This is a genomic window from Pseudomonas sp. HAR-UPW-AIA-41 (assembly GCF_002304225.1).
In the GTDB taxonomy this organism is placed as follows: Bacteria; Pseudomonadota; Gammaproteobacteria; order Pseudomonadales; family Pseudomonadaceae; genus Aquipseudomonas.
In genome coordinates, this window is record NZ_NSLB01000003.1 from 1 (window position 1) to 20,424 (window position 20,424).

The following is a 20,424-nucleotide window of genomic DNA, read 5'->3' on the forward strand; positions in this document are numbered from 1 at the left end:
CGCCCGCCGTCCGAGGCGCTGGGCTATGGCGACCCGGCCGGCGACCGGCGCCTGCGCGAGCTGGTGGCGGCCTACCTGCGAAGCAGCCGCGGGCTGGCCTGCGAGCCGGAGCAGGTGCTGATCACCTGTGGCTCGCAGCAGGCCATCAGCCTGTGTGCCCAGTTGCTGCTGCAGCCGGGCGAGCGGGTGGCGATCGAAAACCCCGGCTACCGCGCCGCCGGGCATGCCTTTGCCGTGGCCGGTGGCCGGCTGTGCGGCGTGCCGGTGGATGCAGAAGGGCTGGATACCGCCGCGCTGGAAGCGCTCGGTGCCTGCCGGCTGGGCTATGTCACGCCCTCGCACCAGTACCCCACGGGCGTCACCCTGTCGCTGGCGCGGCGGCTGGAGCTGCTGGCCTGGGCCGAGCGCCACGATGCCTGGGTGATCGAGGACGACTACGACGGCGAGTACCGCTACCGCGGCGTACCGCTGGCGCCGCTGGCCTCCCTCGACCGGCAGGGCCGGGTGCTCTATGTCGGCACCTTCTGCAAGATCGCCTTTCCCGGCCTGCGTCTGGGCTATTTGGTGCTGCCGCAGGCACTGGTCGAACCCTTCGCCCAGCGCCGCGCGCTGGACATGCGTCACTCCGAGGCCGGCAGTCAGGCGGTGATGGCCGATTTCATCGCCGCCGGGCATTTCCAGCGCCATGTGCGACGCATGCGCGGTGCGCCCGTGCCCGGCGTGATGCGCTGCTACAAGGCTGGCCGGCGCCGCCCGGCTGCGCGCCACTGCCGGTGGTGGAGGCGGGCCTGCACCTGAGCGTGGCGGTCGACAGCCTGGCGCGCGAGCGCGAGCTGATCGCACAGGCCGCGTCCGTTAGCGTGGAGATCAATGCCCTGAGCGGCTACTGGCTGCCGGACAGCGCCACGCCCGAAGAGGCGCGCGCCGGGCTGGTACTGGGCTTTGCCGCGGTGCCCGAGGCGCAGATCGCCGAGGCGCTGAGCGCGCTGCGCCGTGCCTGGGGCGTGAGCTAGGCAAAAAACGGGATGCCTTGTGGGCATCCCGTGAAGATGAGGGTGGAGACCCTCGGCTGGTGAGGCTGTGTGCCCGCCTCAGGCGGGCTTGGCCGGTGTCTGGCTGCTGCGTGGCAGCGGCTCGGACGGGCCGTCGTAACGGGTTCTGACCGGTGCCGGCCAGGCCCGCCGCAGGGGCGGCAGGGCTTTGCTCGGGGGGCGCGGCGTGTGGTTCACGGCTCAGCCCTTCAGCGGAACCAGGCGCGGCGCGATCATGTTTTCCGGGCGCAGGATGTCGGCCAGGGTGGCTTCGTCCAGCAGCTTCTCCTCGCGCACCAGTTCCAGTACGCCGCGGCCGGATTCCAGCGCCACCTTGGCGATGCGGGTGGCGTTCTCGTAACCGATGTAGGGGTTGAGCGCGGTGACCAGGCCGATGGAGTTTTCCATCAGGGCGCGGCAGTGGGCTTCGTTGGCGGTGATGCCGTCGATGCAGAGCTCGCGCAGCATGTCCATGGCGCGGGTCAGCAGGCGGATCGAGTCGAGGATCTTGTAGGCGATCAGCGGCTCCATGACGTTCAGCTGCAGCTGGCCACCTTCGGCGGCGAGGGTCAGGGCCAGGTCGTTGCCGATCACTTCGAAGGCGACCATGTTGACCGCTTCCGGGATCACCGGGTTGACCTTGCCCGGCATGATCGAGCTGCCCGGCTGGCGCGGCGGCAGGTTGATCTCGTTGATGCCGGTGCGTGGGCCGCTGGAGAGCAGGCGCAGGTCGTTGCAGATCTTCGACAGTTTGACCGCGGTGCGCTTGAGCATGCCGGAGAACAGCACGAAGGCGCCCATGTCGCTGGTGGCTTCGATCAGGTCGGCGGCCGGCTTGACCGGGTGGCCGCTGATCACGCCCAGACGCTGGACGGCCAGGGCCTGATAGGCCGGGTCGGCGTTGATGCCGGTGCCGATGGCGGTACCACCCAGGTTCACTTCGGTGAGCAGGGCCGGGGCCAGGCACTTGAGGTGCTGCAGGTCTTCACCCAGGGTGGTGGCAAAGGCGCGGAACTCCTGACCGAGGGTCATGGGTACGGCGTCCTGCAGCTGGGTGCGGCCCATCTTCAGCACGTGACCGAACTCCAGGCCCTTGGCGGCGAACGAGTTGATCAGCTTGTCCAGCGCGTTGAGCAGGCTGTCGTGGCCAAGCAGCAGACCCAGGCGGATGGCGGTCGGGTAGGCGTCGTTGGTCGACTGCGCCATGTTCACGTCGTTGTTCGGGTGCAGGTGCTCGTAATCGCCTTTCTCGCGGCCCATGGCTTCGAGTGCGATGTTGGCGATCACCTCGTTGGCGTTCATGTTGGTCGAGGTGCCGGCACCGCCCTGGATCATGTCGACCACGAACTGGTCGTGGAACTCGCCCTGGATGATGCGGGCGCAGGCGGTGCTGATCGCGGTGTGCTTGGCGGCGGACAGGTGGCCCAGCTCGCGGTTGGCGTCGGCCGCAGCCTGCTTGACCATGGCCAGGGCCACTACCAGTTTCGGGTAGTGCGACAGCGGAACACCGGAGAGTCTAAAATTCTGCACAGCACGCAGGGTCTGGATGCCGTAATAGGCCTCAGCAGGGACTTCGAGTTTGCCAAGCAGATCTTTTTCGACACGGAAGGATGCAGCAGCGGACATGATGAGGTTGTCTCTGTTTTTTAACGGCATTGGCCGCGATGCCGCGTAATCTAGGGCTTGAGCTGTCACAATGGCCAATGCCGTTGCTAGCTGGGGTATGCACAATCGGCATAATGTCGCCGTGACCCGGTTCCGATGTCGCGCGTGCATAATTCCGAACATTTCGTCGGCGGAAATCTGTCTGCCGGCGTCGCCAGGCTGTAGGGGGCTGTTGTGAATCTGGAAACCAAATGGCTGGAGGACTTTGTCGCGCTGGCCGCCACCCGCAGCTTTTCCCAGGCGGCGCTCAGGCGGCATGTGACCCAGCCGGCCTTCAGCCGGCGCATCCGCAGCCTGGAAGAGGTGCTGGGCCTGACGCTGGTCAACCGTCAGCGCACGCCGGTCGAGCTGACCGAGGCCGGGCAGCTGTTTCTGGTCACCGCGCGCAACCTCACCGAGCAGCTGGGTGAAGTAGTGCGGCACCTGCACAACCTCGAAGGTCAGCAGGGCGAGGTGCTGCAGATTGCCGCCGCGCATTCGCTGACCCTGGGTTTCTTCCCGGAGTGGATCGCCCGCCTGCGCCGCGAGGGTCTGCCGCTGAACACCCGGCTGGTGGCCACCAACGTCGGCGAGGCGGTGCACTCGCTGCGCGAGGGCAGCTGCGACCTGATCCTCGCCTACTACGACCCGGATGCCGCGCTGCAGCTGACCGCCGACATCTTTCCCTCGCTGCACCTGGGTGCCACCGCCATGCTGCCGGTTTGCACGGCGGGTGAGGACGGCGCGCCGCTGTTCGATCTGGATGGCGGGCAGAGCGTGCCGCTGCTGGCCTACAGCGCCGGTGCCTTCCTCGGTCGCTCGGTGAACGCGCTGATCCGCCAGCGAGGCCTGCGTGCGACCACGGTGTACGAGACGGCGATGGCCGACAGCCTCAAGAGCATGGCCCTGCAGGGGCTGGGCGTGGCCTGGGTGCCGCGTCTGTCGGTGACCGCCGAGCTGGCCCGTGGCGAGCTGGTGGTCTGCGGCGGGGAGCACTGGCAGGTGCCGCTGGAGATCCGCCTGTACCGCTGCGCGCTGGTGCGCAAGGCGGCGGTGCGCCTGCTCTGGCGCAAGCTGGAGGCGGGGGTTGGGGCGTGATTTCCTAGTCTAGGCTTCAAGAAGCGTTGGTCATCTGACTTTTGCTGGAGGTGATGTTATTTTGACATCACTTTTCTGTCACTGCGGTCCAAGCTCAGGAGTCGTCGTGCCTAGGCAGCCCCTCATTAGTCTCCGTCAGTGGATCTGGCGGGTCTTCGCGCAGAGTGCTCTGGTTCCGCTGCTGCTGGTGGAGACGGTGCTGATCGCGGCGTATTTGCTGACTAACAGTTCTATCCGCGATGCGCAGATCGAGCATTTGCGTGAGACAGCGCTGACAGACCTGCAGGCATCGGCGGCCTTGGAGTCACGCATTGTCGATGAGCAGTTGGCCAAGATCGATGCGCTGACCGGGCTGTATCGCAATCTGACGGCGCAGGCGCTGGCCAAACCTGCCACGGCGTTGCCGGATAATCTCGCCCTAACGGCCGATGGCGTGCGCTATACCCCGCGTGATGAGGGGGGCGCGGCGGTGTTCTACGCCAATGTCACGCCACCGGATAAACAGGACCTAGGCAAGATTGCCCGTCTGGCTCCGCTGGAGCCCTTGATGAAGGAGATAAAGGAGCGCCATCCGTTGGTGGCAGCGCTTTATTTCAACAGCTGGGACAGTCTCAACCATATCTATCCCTGGTTCCTCACTCCGGACCAGTACCCCCACGATATGGACATCCCGGACTACAACTTCTATTACCTGGCCGATGCCGAGCACAATCCTGCACGCGATGTGGTGTGGACCGACGTTTATCTCGATCCGGCCGGGCAGGGCTGGATGATGTCGGCCATTGCGCCGGTCTATCGCGATACTTTCCTCGAAGGTGTGGTGGGTATCGACATCACCGTCGGCGGCATCCTCAAGGAGATCGGTCAGCTTTCCGTGCCTTGGAATGGCTACGCCATGCTGGTCAGCAAGGACCTCAACATCATGGCTCTGCCCAAGGCCGGTGAAGATGACTTCGGCCTGCGCGAGCTGACCGAACACTCCTATGACGAAGCGATCCGCCGCGAGCTGTTCAAGCCCGAAGACTTCAATCTGGCCAAGCGCGCTGAGACGGCTGCGCTCGCCAAGGCCGTGGCAAGCAAGGCCAGTGGCATCGAGCGTGTGGTACTGGGTGGCAAGCCACACCTGGTGGCCTGGTCGACCATTGCCCAGACCCACTGGCACTTGCTGACCGTGGTTGCCGAGGCCGATGTATTTGCTCAGACCAACCTGCTGGCCGGGCGTTACAAGCAGATTGGCTACCTGCTGATTGCCGGTCTGGTGCTGTTCTACGGGTTGTTCTTCAGCTTCATGTGGGTACGTGCGCTGCAGCTCAGTCGCCAGCTGCGCGGTCCGATTACCGGAATTTCCACCATGATGGCCGAGATCGGCCAGGGCAACTGGCGGCCGCAACGGGTGCAGGCGCAGATCCGCGAGCTGGATGATATGGCTGTGCATGCGCTGGATGTGGGTGAGCAACTGGAGCGCAGCGAGGCGCAGCGCAATGCCATTCAGAGCCGCCTGGAAATGATTTTGGAGAGTGTCACCGAGAGTCTGTGGGAGGGTGACTTCCGAACATCTCGCCTCAGTCTGCGTGGGCGCCTGGCCAAGCGCTTTGGTCTGTCAGGCGAGACCGTCAGCTTCGAGGAGTTTTACCGCCGTTTGCATCCCGATGACCGAGAGCGTGTGCAGACGGCGCAGCATCGTGCGCTGGAAGGGCTGGATCCGCAGTATTCCAGTGAGTTTCGCTTTGCTGATCAGAATGGGCATTACCACTGGTTGCTCAGTCGCGGTCGGGTGATGGAGCGTGACCCGGTTTCCGGTGCCGCGGTGCTGCTGGCGGGTACCCATGTCGACATCGACAAACTGAAGAAGGTCGAAGAGGACCTGCGTCAGGCCATTGTCGAAGCGCAGGCGGCCAGCCGCGCCAAGTCGCGCTTCATTTCCAGTATCAGTCATGAGCTGCGCACGCCGCTCAATGCTATCCAGGGCTTCGCTCAACTGATGCGTATGGATCGCCCACGATGCGAGCATGAGGAACCGGACTATCTGGACGAAATCCTCACGGCCAGCGAGCACCTGAATCAACTGGTGGGCGACATTCTCGACTGGTCCAGTGTGCAGGCCGACAAATCCCGTCTCGAGCTGGTGCCCGTGGATGTCCGTGGGCTGCTCAGCGAGTGTGCCGAGCTGATCCGGGTCGACGTGGAGAAGCGTGGGCTTAGGCTGAATCTGGATCTGCCGGATGCAGGCCTGAATGTGATGGCTGATCCACGGCGCTTGCGTCAGGTCATGCTCAATCTCTTATCCAATGCGGCCAAGTACAACAAGCCTGAGGGGCAGATCACCCTGAGTTTTCAGGTGGCGGCCGGGCATGTACGCCTGATGGTGGAAGACACCGGCCTGGGCATTAGTCAGGAGGTGCAGGGGCAGGTCTTTGAGCCGTTCGAGCGGGCTGGTCGGCAGAACACCGCGATTCAGGGAACCGGACTCGGCCTGGCCCTGTGTCAACAGTTTGCCACGCTGATGAATGGGCGAATGGGCTTGCATAGCGAGCTGGGCATCGGCAGCAGTTTCTGGATTGAGCTACCGCTGATGGGCGTTGCCCCCTTGGTCTCCAGCGCTGCTGAGAGGCGTCCGCGGGTGTTCTATGTTGAAGACAACCCTGCCAGTCAGTTTGTGGTGCGCAAAGCGCTGGAAGATCTGGCTGACATTGAAGTCATCAGCGATGGCCGGCTGGCAGTCGAGCGGCTGCTCGCTGCGCCGCCAGACTTGCTGCTGCTGGATTACAACCTGCCGGGTCTTAACGGCGAGCAGGTGCTACGTCAGCTTCGGGCTGCAACCCAGACCCATGATCTGCCGGTGATCGTGCTCAGCGCGGCCACTGATGTTGGCAAGTTACTCAGCCTGGATTGTCAGGGCTTCCTGGCGAAACCACTGGATCTCGATGAATTGCACGGCCTGGTCAAGGCCCTGTTGCATGAGGGAAATAACGATGCTGTCTGATGCTCTGCGGTTTGCCACGGTGGTGGTGATTGATGACATGGTGCCCAACCTGCGCCTGCTGGAGTCCAGCTTAAAAGCATTCGGCCTCAAGCAGGTGCATGCCTTCAGCAACTCGGCCGAGGGTTTGGCCTGGCTACAGAGCAATCATTGGGACCTGCTCCTGCTTGATCTCGATATGCCCGCACCCAATGGCTTTGAAGTGTTGCAGGCACTGGCCGGCCGCGATCGCAACGCGGCGCCAGTGATCATCGTGACGGCTCTGAGTGGGGTTGAGGACCGTCGGCACGGGCTGGAGCTGGGCGCCAACGATTACATCTGCAAGCCTCTGGATTTGCCGGAGCTGTTGCTGCGTGTGTGCAACAACCTGCAGCTGAGCCTGGCCAGTCAGGCGCTGCACCATGAGCGCGATCAGCTGGAGGAAAAGGTACAGCGCCGCACCCAGCAGCTGCGTGAGAGTTTTCAGGCCGTGATTCGTAGCCTCGGTCGAGCGGCCTGCTACAAGGACAACGAAACCGGTAACCATATTCTGCGTATTGGAGAATCTGCGGCACTGATGGCCACTGCGCTGGGTGCTGATCGCGAGTTCGTAGAGCGCCTGCGGTTGGCGGCGCCTATGCATGATGTCGGCAAGATCGGCATTCCGGATGCCATTCTGGCCAAGCCGGGCCCGCTGAACCCAGAAGAGCGGGAGATCATGAATCACCATGCGCGCATCGGTTACGAGATTCTGTTCGACGAACAGCATTCATCACTCACCGACCTGGCTGCTGAAATTGCGCTCTATCACCACGAGCGCTGGGATGGTTCCGGTTACCCGCAAGGTCTCAAGGGGGAGGCAATTCCGCTGGCCGCACGGATTGTCGCACTCAGTGATGTGTACGATGCATTGCGCTCACCTCGTCCTTACAAGCGGCCCTGGACGGCCGAAGCCACCCAGGCCTATATCCTTGAACAGTCAGGCAAGCAGTTTGACCCGCAGCTAGTGGCGATAATGGCCCGCCTGTTTGATCAGCTGGAGGAGTTGATCGAGCGCCTGGCTGATGACGATGAAAGTGGCATTGGCGATCTGCGGGTGAAGCTGCAGGGTGCAACTATCCGCGGTGAGTGAGGCGCGCGGCGCACTGGACGAACGGTCATCCTGGGGGGGCGACATTCTCGCCTTTCCGGTATACTGCGCCGCCTCCAGGCCAGCCTGCCCGCTGTGCCGGAATCGAACATGACAAGCCACGCCCTCTGCGTGGCTTGTTGGTTTTTGTCGCGCCACTCCGGCGCCCGAGTAAGAGGCAAGACGATGAGCGCACTGGTAGGCGTGATCATGGGTTCCAAATCCGACTGGAGCACCCTCTGTCACACCGTCGAGATGCTGGACAAGCTGGGCATCCCCAATGAAGTGAAGGTGGTTTCCGCCCACCGCACCCCGGACCTGCTGTTCCAGTACGCCGAAGAGGCCGAAGGCCGTGGCATCCAGGTGATCATCGCCGGTGCCGGCGGTGCCGCCCACCTGCCGGGCATGTGCGCGGCCAAGACCCACCTGCCGGTGCTCGGCGTGCCGGTGCAGTCGGCCGTGCTCTCGGGTGTCGATTCGCTGCTGTCCATCGTGCAGATGCCGGCCGGCATTCCGGTCGCCACTCTGGCCATCGGCAAGGCCGGCGCGGTCAACGCCGCTCTGCTGGCCGCCAGCATCCTCGGTCACCAGCACCCGCAGTTCCACGCCGCGCTCAAGCAGTTCCGCACCGAGCAGACCGAAACGGTGCTGGAAAACCCGGATCCGCGTTCCTGACAGGGGCCTGAACTATGAAGATCGGTGTCATCGGCGGCGGCCAGCTGGGCCGCATGCTGGCCCTGGCGGGTACCCCGCTGGGCATGAGTTTCGCCTTCCTCGATCCGGCGCCGGACGCCTGCTCCCAGGCACTGGGCGAGCACCTGCGTGGTGACTACAACGACCACGAGCACCTGCGCCGCCTGGCCGATGATGTTGATCTGGTGACCTTCGAGTTCGAGAGCGTGCCGGCCGAGACCGTGGCTTTCCTCTCCCAGTTCGTACCGGTTTACCCGTCGGCCTCCGCGCTGCGTATCGCCCGTGACCGCTGGTTCGAGAAGTCGATGTTCAAGGACCTCGGCATTCCGACCCCCGATTTCGCCGATATCCAGTCGCAGGCCGACCTCGACGCCGCCGTCGCCGCCATCGGCCTGCCGGCCGTGATGAAGACCCGTACCCTGGGTTACGACGGCAAGGGCCAGAAGGTCCTGCGCAAGCCTGAAGATGTGGTGGGCGCCTTTGCCGAGCTGGGCAGCGTGCCCTGCATCCTCGAAGGCTTCGTGCCCTTCACCGGCGAAGTCTCGCTGGTGGCGGTGCGTGCCCGTGATGGCGAAACCCGTTTCTACCCGCTGGTGCACAACCGTCACGACAGTGGCGTGCTGGCCCTGTCCATCGCCAGCACCGAGCATCCGCTGCAGGCGCTGGCCGAGGACTATGTCGGCCGCGTGCTCAAGCAGCTCGACTACGTCGGCGTGCTGGCCTTCGAGTTCTTCGAGGTCGACGGTGGCCTGAAGGCCAACGAGATCGCCCCGCGTGTGCACAACTCCGGGCACTGGACCATCGAAGGCGCCGAGTGCAGCCAGTTCGAGAACCACCTGCGTGCCGTCGCCGGTCTGCCGCTGGGCTCGACCGCCAAGGTCGGTGAAAGCGCCATGCTCAACTTCCTCGGTGAAGTGCCGGCGGTGGAGAAGGTGACGGCCATCGCCGACTGCCACCTGCACCACTACGGCAAGGCCTTCAAGGCCGGGCGCAAGGTCGGTCATGCCACCCTGCGCTGCAAGGACATGGCAACGCTCAAGGCGCGTATTGCCGAGGTCGAGGCCCTGATTCAGGGTTGATCTGCGCCGGCGGTTCGCCGCCGGTTGCGCCGCAAAAGGAAGAGCCCCATGCGCCGACTGCTGCTATCCCTGTTGCTGCTGCCGCTGCTTGCTCAGGCCGAGCTGGCAGAAACCGACTGGCTGGATCTGATGCCGCCCGAGGACCAGCGCGCGCTGGAAACCATGCCGGAGATCAGCCACGACAGCCCGGAAACCGCCGACGGCTTTTCCAGTCAGGGTGGCCTGCGTCAGCGCGAGCAGAGTCTGCCGCCGGTGATGTACTCCAACAAGACGGTTGCCAGGCTCGATGGCCGGCGCATCCGTCTCGGCGGTTACCCCGTGCCGCTGGAAAGTGACGCCCAGGGCCGCAGCACCCTGTTTTTCCTGGTGCCTTACCCGGGTGCCTGCATCCACGTGCCGCCGCCACCGCCGAACCAGATCGTGCTGGTGCGTTACGCCAAGGGCATCAGCCTCGACGATATCTACGCACCGCTGTGGGTCGAGGGGCCGCTGAAGATCGAGGCGGTCAGTAATGATCTTGCCGATGCCGCCTATACCCTGAATGCCACGAAGGTGCGGTTGGTCGAAGACACCGACCTTTAGGTCCTGTTACAGCGCCTGACTGCTCAGGCGCAGGCTCAGGCAGTGGCTTTCGCCCGGCCCCAGTTGCAGGCAGTCGTCCCAGACGTTGGCGGTTTCGATGCACAGCATGCGCTGCCAGGCGTCTGCGGCGAACTGCGACAGGCGCCCGGCCTTGTCGATCCACGGGTTCCACACGATGGCCGAACGCGAGCCGCTGACTTCCAGCACCAGCCGGCGTTGCCAGCCCTGGTCGAGCAGTTCCAGGCGTTGCGGTACGTCGAGGTAGATGCGGTCGGTTTCGCCGGCAAATTCCAAGTCGCCGTGCTGCCGGCGCTCGGCCCAGTCTTCCAGCGTCTCGATATAGCGGCAGCCGTCCAGCCCGCGCAGTTGTACCTGGCGGATATCGCTGATGGGGAAGTAGCTGTGCAGGGCCTGGCTGATGGCCGCCGGTTGCCGGCCAGTGTTGGCATTGTGCAGCTCGATCAGCAGGTCATCGCCCAGGGTCAGCTGCAGGCGCGGCCGCACCGTGCCCTGCCAGCCGGGCAGGGTGGTGCCGGCGGGCAGTGACAGGCTCACGCGCACGCCCGTATCGAGGGTTTCCACCGTATCCAGCTGCCAGTCCAGCGTACGCACCAGCCCATGGAAGGGCGCTTCGCCGCTGACCATGGCCTGCACGGCCGGTGGATTGCGTGTCATATCGCCAAACCAGGGCCAGCACACCGGCACGCCGCCGCGCACGCTCTGCCCGCGCTGGTAGGCGGCCTGCTCGCTGAGCCAGATCAGCGGCGGCTGAGTGCCCCGGCGGTAGCTGAGAATCTGCGCGCCCTGCTGCGCCAGCAGCAGCTCGGCATCGCCACGGCGGATGCGCCAGGCGGCCAGCGAGTCGAGTTGGATGGCTTCAACGGCGGGGGATTGCGGGCTCATACGGCGCCTCCTGCGAACGAGGCGCGCAGATTTACTCCAGCACCGACGAAAACGCCAGCGCCGGGGCGAATCTCATATTTCGACCTGAGTACCGAGCTCGATCACCCGGTTGGTCGGCAGCTGGAAGTAGCGCATGGTGCTATTGGCGTTCTTCAGCAGGAAGGCGAACAGGCTTTCGCGCCACGGGATCATGCCGATGCGCTTGCTCGGAATGATGGTTTCGCGGCTGAGGAAGTAGGTGGTGTGCATCGGCGTGAAGTCGAGGAAGTCGTACGGACTCTGCGCCAGCGCGGCCGGCACGTTGGGCGCATCCATGTAGCCGAAATGCAGGGTCATGCGGAAGAAACCGGTGCCGAAGCTTTCCACCTCGAAACGCTCCCGGCGCGGTACATGCGGATGGTCGGCAATCCGTACGGTGAGCATCACCACCTGCTGGTGCAGCACCTGGTTGTGCAGCAGGTTGTGCAGCAGGGCATGGGGCACTGAGTCCGGGCGGGCATTGAGGAACACCGCGGTGCCGCTGACACGGTGCGGTGGCTGCACGGCGATGCTGGAGACGAACACCGGCAGGGGCAGGGCGGTTTCGTCCAGGCGATCCATAAGCAGTTCGCGGCCGCGCTTCCAGGTGGTCATCAGGATGAACAGGGCCAGACCGGCAACCACCGGGAAGGCACCGCCCTGGAAGATCTTCGGCACGTTGGCGCTGAAGAACAGCAGGTCGACCACAAAGAAGCACAGCAGCAGCGGGATGGCCACCCAGCGCGGGCTTTTCCACAGCAGCAGGGCCACTGCCGAAACCAGCAGGGTGTCGATCAGCATGGTGGTGGTCACCGCCACGCCATAGGCCGAGGCCAGTGCGCCGGAACTCTGGAAGCCCAGCACCAGCAGGATGACCCCGACCATCAGCGACCAGTTGACCACGCCGACGTAGATCTGCCCTTCCTCGTTGCTGGAGGTGTGCTGGATCTGCATGCGCGGCACGTAGCCGAGCTGGATGGCCTGGCGGGTCAGGGAGAAGGCACCGGAAATCACCGCCTGCGAGGCGATGATAGTCGACAGGGTCGCCAGCGCGATCATCGGCATCAGCGCCCAGGCCGGGGCCAGCAGATAGAAGGGGTTGCGCGCCGCCTCGGGGTTGTCGAGCAGCAGCGCGCCCTGACCGAAGTAGTTGAGCACCAGGCCCGGCAGCACCAGGCTGAACCAGGCGCGGGCAATGGGTTTGCGGCCGAAGTGGCCCATGTCGGCATACAGGGCTTCGGCACCGGTCAGTGCCAGCACCACGGCGGCGAGGATGGTGATGCCGATGCCCGGGTGGCTGTGGAAGAACTGATAGGCCCACCAGGGATTGAGGGCGTGCAGCACTTCCGGGTGACGGAGGATGCCGTAGATGCCCAGGGCGCCGAGGGTGGTGAACCACAGGCCCATCACCGGTCCGAACAGGATGCCGATGCGCGCGGTGCCGTGCTTCTGGATCAGGAACAGGCCGATCAGCAGGATCACGGTGATCGGCACGACCCAGTGGCCGACACCCGGCAGCGCCACGTCGAGACCTTCTACGGCGGAGAGCACCGAAATCGCCGGGGTGATCATGCTGTCGCCGTAGAACAGCGCGGTACCGGCCAGACCAAGCAGCACCAGCAGGCGCGACAGGCGCGGGTAGGCGCTGGTGGCGCGGCGGGCCAGGGCGGTCAGGGCCATGACCCCGCCTTCGCCCTCGTTGTCGGCGCGCAGGATCACCAGCACGTATTTCAGCGCCACCACCCAGATCAGCGACCAGAAGATCAGCGAGAGTATGCCGTAGACGCCGGCGGGGTCGACATTGACGCCGTAGTGACCGGCGAAGACTTCCTTGAGGGTGTACAGCGGGCTGGTACCGATATCGCCATAGACCACGCCGAGGGCGGCTACGGTCAGGCTGAGACTGCCGGTTTTGCTGTCGTGACTCATGAAAAAGGCCTGCTGCTGTACAGGCGGCGCATGCTGCGCCGATTCAGTATGACCGACAAGTGCCTCAGATCAGGCCACGGGGCTGTCTGGCTGAGGCACAGTGTCGCAGTCTGGTTCGATTTTCAGCGGCGCGGTGGCAGGGGGCGGGTACGGCCACTGCCGTCGATGGCGACGAACACGAACAGGGCTTCGGTGACCTTGCGCCACTCGCTGGAGAGCGGATCATCGCTCCACACCTCGACCAGCATCTTCACCGAGCTGCGGCCGATGTCCTGGGCCTGGGTGTAGAAGGTCAGCTGGGCGCCGACGGCGACCGGCACGAGGAAGGCCATGCGGTCGATGGCCACGGTGGCGACACGGCCGCCGGCAATCTTACTGGCCGCGGCGGTGCCGGCGAGGTCCATCTGCGACACCAGCCAGCCGCCATAGATATCGCCAAACCCATTGGTTTCGCGCGGCAGGGCGGTGATCTGCATGGCCAGATCGCCTTGGGGGGTAGGTTCGTCCTGCTCGTATGCGTCGATCATGCCGATGGGCCTCAGACCCTGTTGTCATTGTTATGGCAGTGCCGCAAAGCCGGTGGCAGAGGGCGCGGCGCATTATATAGAGCTTGTCGGACAATCGCGACCGGGCAGTTTCGCTGGTACTCGATAAGTCATGAACGGTGCGTCGCGCTGGCGTAGTTTGCTATCTTCGCCGCGCCCGGTGCCCTGCGTGCCGTCCACCCCTGACAAGAAGGCCACACCATGTCTGTGACCACCGCCCCCGCCGACCTGCATCGCCCGCTGAACCGCAGCGATTACAAGACCCTGTCGCTGTCCGCTCTGGGCGGCGCGCTGGAGTTCTATGACTTCATCATCTTCGTGTTCTTCGCCGCCGTGGTCAGCGAACTGTTCTTCCCGGCGGACATGCCCGAGTGGCTGCGCCAGCTGCAGACCTTCGGCCTGTTCGCCGCCGGCTACCTAGCCCGCCCGCTGGGCGGCGTGGTGATGGCGCACTTCGGCGACCTGCTCGGGCGCAAGCGCATGTTCACCCTGAGCATCTTCCTGATGGCCGTGCCCACGCTGATCATGGGCCTGCTGCCGACCTATGCGCAGATCGGCATCTGGGCGCCGCTGGCGCTGCTGCTGATGCGCATCCTGCAGGGCGCGGCGATCGGCGGCGAAGTACCGGGGGCCTGGGTGTTCGTTGCCGAGCATGTGCCGCATAAGCGCATCGGTCTGGCCTGCGGCACCCTCACCGCCGGCCTGACCGCGGGCATCCTGCTCGGCTCGCTGGTGGCGACACTGATCAACTCGATTTACAGCCCAGCGGAGGTCAAGGATTACGCCTGGCGCCTGCCGTTCGTGCTGGGCGGCGTGTTCGGTTTCTTCGCCGTGTGGCTGCGCCAGTGGCTGCACGAAACCCCGGTGTTCGCTGAACTGCAGCAGCGCCAGGCGCTGGCCGCCGAGCTGCCGCTCAAGGCAGTGGTGCGCGATCACCGCGGCGCGGTAGCGCTGTCCATGCTGCTGACCTGGCTGCTTTCGGCCGGCATCGTGGTGATGATCCTGATGACCCCCACCGTACTGCAGAAGGCCTTTGGCTTTGCCCCGGTCGACACGCTTCAGGCCAACAGCCTGGCCATCGTTGCGCTGAGCATTGGCTGCGTGCTGGCCGGCATGCTGGCCGACCGCTTTGGCGCCGGCAAGGTGTTTACCCTCGGCTGCCTGGCGCTGGGCGGCTCCAGCTGGCTGCTCTACAGCAGCGTCGGTGCGCATCCGGACTGGCTGTTCCCGCTCTATACGCTGACCGGCCTGTGCGTCGGGGTGATCGGCGCGGTGCCCTTCGTGCTGGTGCAGGCCTTCCCGGCGGTGGTGCGTTTCTCCGGGCTGTCGTTCTCCTACAACCTGGCTTACGCCATCTTCGGTGGTCTGACCCCTATGGTGGTGGCCGGTCTGCTCAAGTACAGCGCCATGGGCCCTGCCTGGTATGTCATGGGTCTGAGCGTGCTGGGCTGTGCCATCGGCCTGTATCTGTGGCGCCGTCCTGCGCAGGCGTGACTGCCGCTGATCCGAAAATGGCCCTGCGGGGCCATTTTTTATTGGCGGGGCGCTTTAATCGAATTGTCACAATTGAGTCATAGAGTGTTCATAGGGCCTCAAGATACTGGCCCCCGAATTCGCTTATCCCCATAAGCACTCACCCTCGTCCTGCTTAGGAGCAAGGCATGAAACTCAAGCGTTTGATGGCGGCCCTGACGTTTGCCGCCGCCGGTGTTGGCGCAGCTTCCGCTGTTGCTGGTGTTGATCCTTCGATTCCGTCCTACACCAAGGGCGCGGGTGTGTCCGGCAACCTGTCGAGCATCGGTTCCGACTCCCTGGCCAACCTGATGACCCTGTGGGCTGAGGAATACAAGAAGCTGTATCCGAGCGTGAACATCCAGATCCAGGCTGCTGGCTCCTCCACTGCGCCGCCCGCGCTGACCGAAGGCACCGCCAACCTCGGCCCGATGAGCCGTGTGATGAAGGATGTCGAGCTGCAGGCCTTCGAAGCCAAGTTCGGCTACAAGCCGACCGCCGTGCCGGTAGCCGTGGACGCCCTGGCGGTGTTCGTGCACAAGGACAACCCGATCAAGACTCTGGACATGGCCCAGATTGACGGCATCTTTTCCAGCAACCGCCTGTGCGGTGGCAGCAACATTCAGAAGTGGGGCGACCTGGGTCTGACCGGCGAGTGGGCTGACAAGCCGATCCAGCTGTTCGGCCGTAACTCGGTGTCCGGTACCTACGGTTACTTCAAGGAAACCGCGCTGTGCAAGGGCGACTTCCGTGGCAACGTCAACGAGCAGCCGGGTTCCGCCTCGGTGGTGCAGTCGGTCAGCCAGTCGCTGAACGGCATCGGCTACTCGGGCATCGGCTACCGTACTGCTTCGGTCAAGGCCGTTCCGCTGTCGAAGAAGGGTGGCGAGCCGTTTGAGGCCAACGAAGTCAACGCCCTGGCTGGCAAGTATCCGCTGGCGCGCTTCTTTGTGGTCTACGTGAACAAGGCGCCGAACAAGCCGCTGGCTCCGCTGGAAGCCGAGTTCCTGAAGATGGTGCTGTCCCAGCAGGGTCAGCAGGTCGTGGCCAAGGATGGTTACATCCCGCTGCCGGCCAAGATCGTTGAAAAAACCCGCAAGGAGCTTGGCCTATAAGGGCTGAGTAGCGGGCGCCAACCAGCGCCCGCACAGGGACGTGAAGCCCGCCCGGCGTGATCCGCCGGGCGGGCTTTGTTGCGAAATGTGTTTGTCATCTTTGTGTCATAAATAACCGTTAGGGTGCGCGCATGACAGATTTGGCCTCCGTAAACATGAACGCAAATACCTCCTCCGCGCGCATTGATTTCAATACGCCGGCCTTGCAACGCAAGCGCCGTATCCGTGCATTCAAGGATCACCTGACCCGCTGGTATGTGGGCGTGGGTGGTCTGGCCGTACTGGCCGCCATTACCGTGATCTTCTTCTATCTGGCCTACGTGGTGCTGCCGCTGTTCCAGGGCGCCTCGCTGAGCAAGAAGGCCGATTACACCCCGACCTGGGCGGCCGAGCTGGGCAAGCCGCTGCTGCTCTCCATCGAGGAGCAGAACGAGATCGGCCTGTTCCTCGACAAGCAGGGCCAGGCCGTGTTCTTCAGCGTCGCCGACGGCGCCGAACGCCAGCGCTTCCAGTTGCCGCTGCCGGCCGGCGTGAGCATCAGCGCCATTGGTCAAGACCAGCCGGGCAGCGAGCGCTTTGTCCTCGGTCTGTCCAATGGCCAGGCGCTGGTGGTTCAGGCCGGTACCAAGGTCAGCTACCCGAATGACGTTAAGCTGGTCGAGCCGGTGCTCAACTACCCCTATGGCAACAGTCCGCTGACCCTCGATCCGCAGGGTCGCGCGCTGGAGCATGTGGGTGTGGCCGGTGGTGACGAAAGCCTGCTGCTGAGCGCCTCGGTGGGCAGTGAATTGCTGGTACTCAGCGTTACCGAAGAGTCCAACATGTTCACCGGCGAAACCACCCTGACCGAAGAGCGCATTGCCCTGCCGCAGATCGCCGATCCGATCAAGGCGGTCATTGTCGAGCCCCGTCAGCAGTGGCTGTATGTAATCAACGGCCGTGCCACCGCCGACGTGTTCAACCTGCGCAGCAAGCAGCTGCTGGGTCGCTACAAACTTAGTGAAGACGGCAACGTCGAAGTGACCAGCGCCAGCCTGCTGCTGGGCGGCATCTCGCTGATGGTGGGTGATTCCAAGGGTGGTATCGGCCAGTGGTTCATGGTCCGCGACAAGGATGACAAGTTCGCGCTCAAGCACATCCGCCAGTTCCAGCAGGGCGATTCGCCGATCGTGCAGGTCTCTGCCGAGCAGCGCCGCAAAGGCTTCGTTGCCCTCGACGAGGCCGGACAGCTGGGCGTGTTCCACAGCACGGCCGAACGTACCCTGTTGATCGAGCCGCTGCAGGGCGGCGCCCAGGCACTGGCCCTGTCGCCGCGTGCCAACCGTGTGCTGAGCGTGGACGACAAGGGTGAGTTCCACCTGCAGCGCCTGGACAACAAGCATCCGGAGATTTCCTGGAGCTCGTTGTGGAGCAAGGTCTGGTACGAGACCTATGACCAGCCGGAATACATCTGGCAGTCCACCGCCGCCAACACCGATTTCGAACCGAAGATGAGCCTGGCGCCGCTGACGTTTGGCACCCTCAAGGCAGCCTTCTACGCCATGCTGCTGGCTGCTCCGCTTGCCATCGCCGCGGCCATCTACACCGCCTACTTCATGGCACCGGCCATGCGCCGCAAGGTCAAGCCGGTGATCGAGCTGATGGAAGCGCTGCCGACGGTGATCCTCGGTTTCTTCGCCGGCCTGTTCCTGGCGCCCTATGTCGAGAATCACCTGCCGGGTATCTTCAGCCTGCTGATCCTCACTCCGTTGGGTATTCTGCTGGCCGGTTTCATCTGGAGTCGCCTGCCCGAGCGTATCCGCCTGTCGGTCCCGGCGGGCTGGGAAGCGGCCATTCTGATTCCGGTGGTGCTGGCCACGGCGGCCTTTGCCCTGTCGATCAGCCCGACTCTGGAAGTGGCCTTCTTCAACGGCGACATGCGTCTGTGGATCAGCAATGACCTGGGCATCACCTACGACCAGCGCAACGCCCTGATCGTTGGTCTGGCCATGGGCTTTGCAGTGATCCCGAACATCTTCTCGATCGCCGAAGACGCCGTGTTCAGCGTGCCCAAGAGCCTCACATACGGTTCCCTGGCCCTCGGTGCCACGCCGTGGCAGACCCTCACCCGCGTGGTGATCCTGACCGCCAGCCCGGGCATCTTCTCGGCGCTGATGATCGGCATGGGCCGTGCCGTGGGTGAAACCATGATCGTGCTGATGTCCACCGGCAACACCCCGCTGATGGAGGTCAACCTGTTCGAAGGCATGCGTACCCTGGCCGCCAACGTGGCAGTGGAAATGCCGGAGTCGGAACTGGGCAGTACCCACTACCGCGTCCTGTTCCTGTCGGCGCTGGTGTTGCTGTCGTTCACCTTCGTGATGAATACCCTGGCCGAAGTGATCCGTCAGCGTCTGCGCAAGAAATACGCGTCGCTGTAACCGGCGGATGAAGAGGAAAGAATCGTGAACAAGCAGTCCTTCAAGAACTGGTACAAGAGCGGCGAACCGGGCATCTGGATCAGCGGTGGTGCTGTCGCCATCTCGGTGATCATGACCATCGGTCTGATCGCGGTGATCGCCGTGCGTGGCCTCGGCCACTTCTGGCCATCCGATGTGATCGAAGCCCGTTACAGCGTGCCGGGGCAACCCGTGCAGATGCTGCTCGGCGAGCTGGTGCAGGAAGAAGAGGTCACCCGCGAGCGTCTGGCCGGTGCCGGTCTGCCGATTCCGGCGGATGCCCCCGAGTTCATGCGCCGCGACCTGTTCAAGGTCGGTAACCGCGACCTGACCGGCGCCGATTTCACCTGGCTGGTCGGTGACTGGCTGAGCGAACACAAGACTCCGGAAGACATCGTGGTGCTGGAGCGTCGCGAGTGGGGCAATTTCTACGGTCGTCTGGTCAACGTGCAGGAAGGCGGCAAGGTGGTGGCCGAAGGCGATGCCGCCTGGGCCGAGCTGCAGCAGCGCATTGCGCGTGTCGATGGTCTGCAGGCCAAGCTGAACAAACTGCACAAGGGCGATATCGGTTCGATCAACCATGGTCTGGAGCGTCTGCGCCTGCAGGAGCGCCGGCTGGAGCTGGACGGTCAACTGACCGATCAGGCCAAGGCCGATCTGGCGGCCGAGCGTGCCGAGCTGAACGCCCGCTACAAGGGCCTGGAAGCCGAACTGATGGCGCTGTATGCCGAGTTCGACCGCGACAGCGCCACCTTCAAGGCCATCGATGGCCGCGAAGTGACCCTGACCCTGGGCAAGCTGGTGCATGCCTACAAGCCCAACGCCATGGGCGTGCTGGAAAAGACCGGCTTCTACTTCACCAAACTGTGGGAGTTCCTCAGCGACGAGCCACGTGAAGCCAACACCGAGGGCGGTATCTTCCCGGCCATCTTCGGTACCGTGATGATGACCCTGATCATGGCCATTCTGGTGACCCCGTTCGGTGTACTGGCGGCGGTGTACCTGCGCGAATACGCCAAGCAGGGCACCATGACCCGCATCATCCGCATCGCCGTGAACAACCTGGCCGGTGTACCGGCGATCGTCTACGGTGTGTTTGGTCTGGGCTTCTTCGTCTACATGGTGGGTGGCTCGATCGACCGCCTGTTCTACCCGGAAGCCTCGCCGGCGCCGACCTTCGGTACCCCGGGCCTGCTCTGGGCTTCGGTGACCCTGGCGATCCTCGCCGTGCCGGTGGTGATCGTTGCCACCGAGGAAGGCCTGGCGCGTATCCCGCGGGCCGTGCGTGAAGGCTCTCTGGCACTGGGTGCGACCAAGGCCGAGACCCTGTGGAAGATCGTGCTGCCGATGGCCAGCCCGGCCATGATGACCGGACTGATCCTCGCCGTGGCCCGTGCCGCCGGTGAAGTGGCACCGCTGATGCTGGTGGGCGTGGTCAAGCTGGCACCGACTCTGCCGGTGGATGGCAACTACCCCTTCGTGCACCTGGAGCAGAAGATCATGCACCTGGGCTTCCATATCTACGACGTCGGCTTCCAGAGCCCGAACGTCGAGGCTGCGCGGCCGCTGGTGTTCGCTACTGCGCTGCTGCTGGTGCTGGTGATTGCCTTGCTCAACTTCGCCGCGGTGACCATTCGTAACCGCCTGCGCGAGAAGTACAAGGCGCTGGAAAACTGATTTCGACTTGAACGCCGTGGCTGGCCGATTGCCGCCGCGGCAACCCAGAATTGATAGCGTAGGGAGTTCCCC

14 protein-coding genes and 1 pseudogene are annotated in these 20,424 nt (G+C 64.1%); 11 read left to right on the plus strand and 4 right to left on the minus strand.

Going from position 1 to position 20,424, the window contains the following annotated elements:
- Window positions 1-1,013, plus strand: a pseudogene (locus CK486_RS07210) (PLP-dependent aminotransferase family protein); the annotation flags it as partial.
- Window positions 1,014-1,232: 219 nt separating this feature from the next.
- Here CK486_RS07210 and CK486_RS07215 read toward each other — a convergent pair.
- Window positions 1,233-2,657, minus strand: coding sequence for an aspartate ammonia-lyase (locus CK486_RS07215; RefSeq protein ID WP_095939627.1), 1,425 nt, complete (start codon window positions 2,655-2,657; stop codon window positions 1,233-1,235).
- A 213-nt stretch (window positions 2,658-2,870) separates the two neighbouring features.
- Here CK486_RS07215 and CK486_RS07220 point away from each other — a divergent pair, with 213 nt between their 5' ends.
- The 6 genes from CK486_RS07220 (at window position 2,871) to CK486_RS07245 (ending at window position 10,215) form a co-directional block, all read left to right on the plus strand.
- Entirely contained in the window at window positions 2,871-3,773 is a 903-nt protein-coding gene (locus CK486_RS07220) for a LysR substrate-binding domain-containing protein (RefSeq protein ID WP_095939628.1), read from the plus strand.
- 106 nt (window positions 3,774-3,879) lie between these two features.
- On the plus strand, window positions 3,880-6,756 hold the full coding sequence (locus CK486_RS07225; protein ID WP_095939629.1) for an ATP-binding protein: 2,877 nt from the start codon (window positions 3,880-3,882) through the stop codon (window positions 6,754-6,756).
- Window positions 6,746-7,864, plus strand: coding sequence for an HD domain-containing phosphohydrolase (locus tag CK486_RS07230; protein WP_095939630.1), 1,119 nt, complete (start codon window positions 6,746-6,748; stop codon window positions 7,862-7,864). Before CK486_RS07225 ends, CK486_RS07230 begins: the two co-directional genes overlap by 11 nt.
- Before the next feature lie 183 nt (window positions 7,865-8,047).
- The gene (gene purE / locus CK486_RS07235) at window positions 8,048-8,536 is read left to right on the plus strand and encodes a 5-(carboxyamino)imidazole ribonucleotide mutase (protein WP_095939631.1); all 489 of its coding nucleotides are present in this window, start codon (window positions 8,048-8,050) and stop codon (window positions 8,534-8,536) included.
- A gap of 14 nt (window positions 8,537-8,550) precedes the next feature.
- On the plus strand, window positions 8,551-9,633 hold the full coding sequence (locus CK486_RS07240) for a 5-(carboxyamino)imidazole ribonucleotide synthase (protein WP_095939632.1): 1,083 nt from the start codon (window positions 8,551-8,553) through the stop codon (window positions 9,631-9,633).
- A 48-nt stretch (window positions 9,634-9,681) separates the two neighbouring features.
- Complete coding sequence (locus CK486_RS07245) at window positions 9,682-10,215, plus strand: DUF3299 domain-containing protein (RefSeq protein WP_095939633.1); 534 nt, start codon at window positions 9,682-9,684, stop codon at window positions 10,213-10,215.
- A 6-nt stretch (window positions 10,216-10,221) separates the two neighbouring features.
- Here the strand turns inward: CK486_RS07245 and CK486_RS07250 are convergent, their stop codons facing one another.
- The 3 genes from CK486_RS07250 to CK486_RS07260 form a co-directional block, all read right to left on the minus strand.
- Window positions 10,222-11,118 (minus strand): D-hexose-6-phosphate mutarotase, encoded by an 897-nt coding sequence (locus tag CK486_RS07250; protein WP_095939634.1) that lies wholly within the window; start codon window positions 11,116-11,118, stop codon window positions 10,222-10,224.
- 72 nt (window positions 11,119-11,190) lie between these two features.
- Entirely contained in the window at window positions 11,191-13,065 is a 1,875-nt protein-coding gene (locus CK486_RS07255) for a potassium transporter Kup (protein WP_095939635.1), read from the minus strand.
- 122 nt (window positions 13,066-13,187) lie between these two features.
- Complete coding sequence (locus tag CK486_RS07260; protein WP_095939636.1) at window positions 13,188-13,592, minus strand: acyl-CoA thioesterase; 405 nt, start codon at window positions 13,590-13,592, stop codon at window positions 13,188-13,190.
- Window positions 13,593-13,811: 219 nt separating this feature from the next.
- On the opposite strand from CK486_RS07260, the gene CK486_RS07265 reads away from it, so the two are divergent.
- The 4 genes from CK486_RS07265 (at window position 13,812) to pstA (ending at window position 20,352) form a co-directional block, all read left to right on the plus strand.
- Window positions 13,812-15,104 (plus strand): MFS transporter, encoded by a 1,293-nt coding sequence (locus tag CK486_RS07265; protein WP_095939637.1) that lies wholly within the window; start codon window positions 13,812-13,814, stop codon window positions 15,102-15,104.
- A gap of 167 nt (window positions 15,105-15,271) precedes the next feature.
- Window positions 15,272-16,237, plus strand: a complete 966-nt coding sequence (locus CK486_RS07270; protein WP_095939638.1) for a PstS family phosphate ABC transporter substrate-binding protein — start codon at window positions 15,272-15,274, stop codon at window positions 16,235-16,237.
- 131 nt (window positions 16,238-16,368) lie between these two features.
- A complete protein-coding gene (locus tag CK486_RS07275) occupies window positions 16,369-18,657 on the plus strand; it encodes an ABC transporter permease subunit (RefSeq protein ID WP_095939639.1) in 2,289 nt (762 codons plus the stop codon).
- Between the two features lie 24 nt (window positions 18,658-18,681).
- Window positions 18,682-20,352 (plus strand): phosphate ABC transporter permease PstA, encoded by a 1,671-nt coding sequence (pstA, locus tag CK486_RS07280; protein WP_371915490.1) that lies wholly within the window; start codon window positions 18,682-18,684, stop codon window positions 20,350-20,352.
- The last annotated feature ends 72 nt before the right edge of the window (window positions 20,353-20,424 follow it).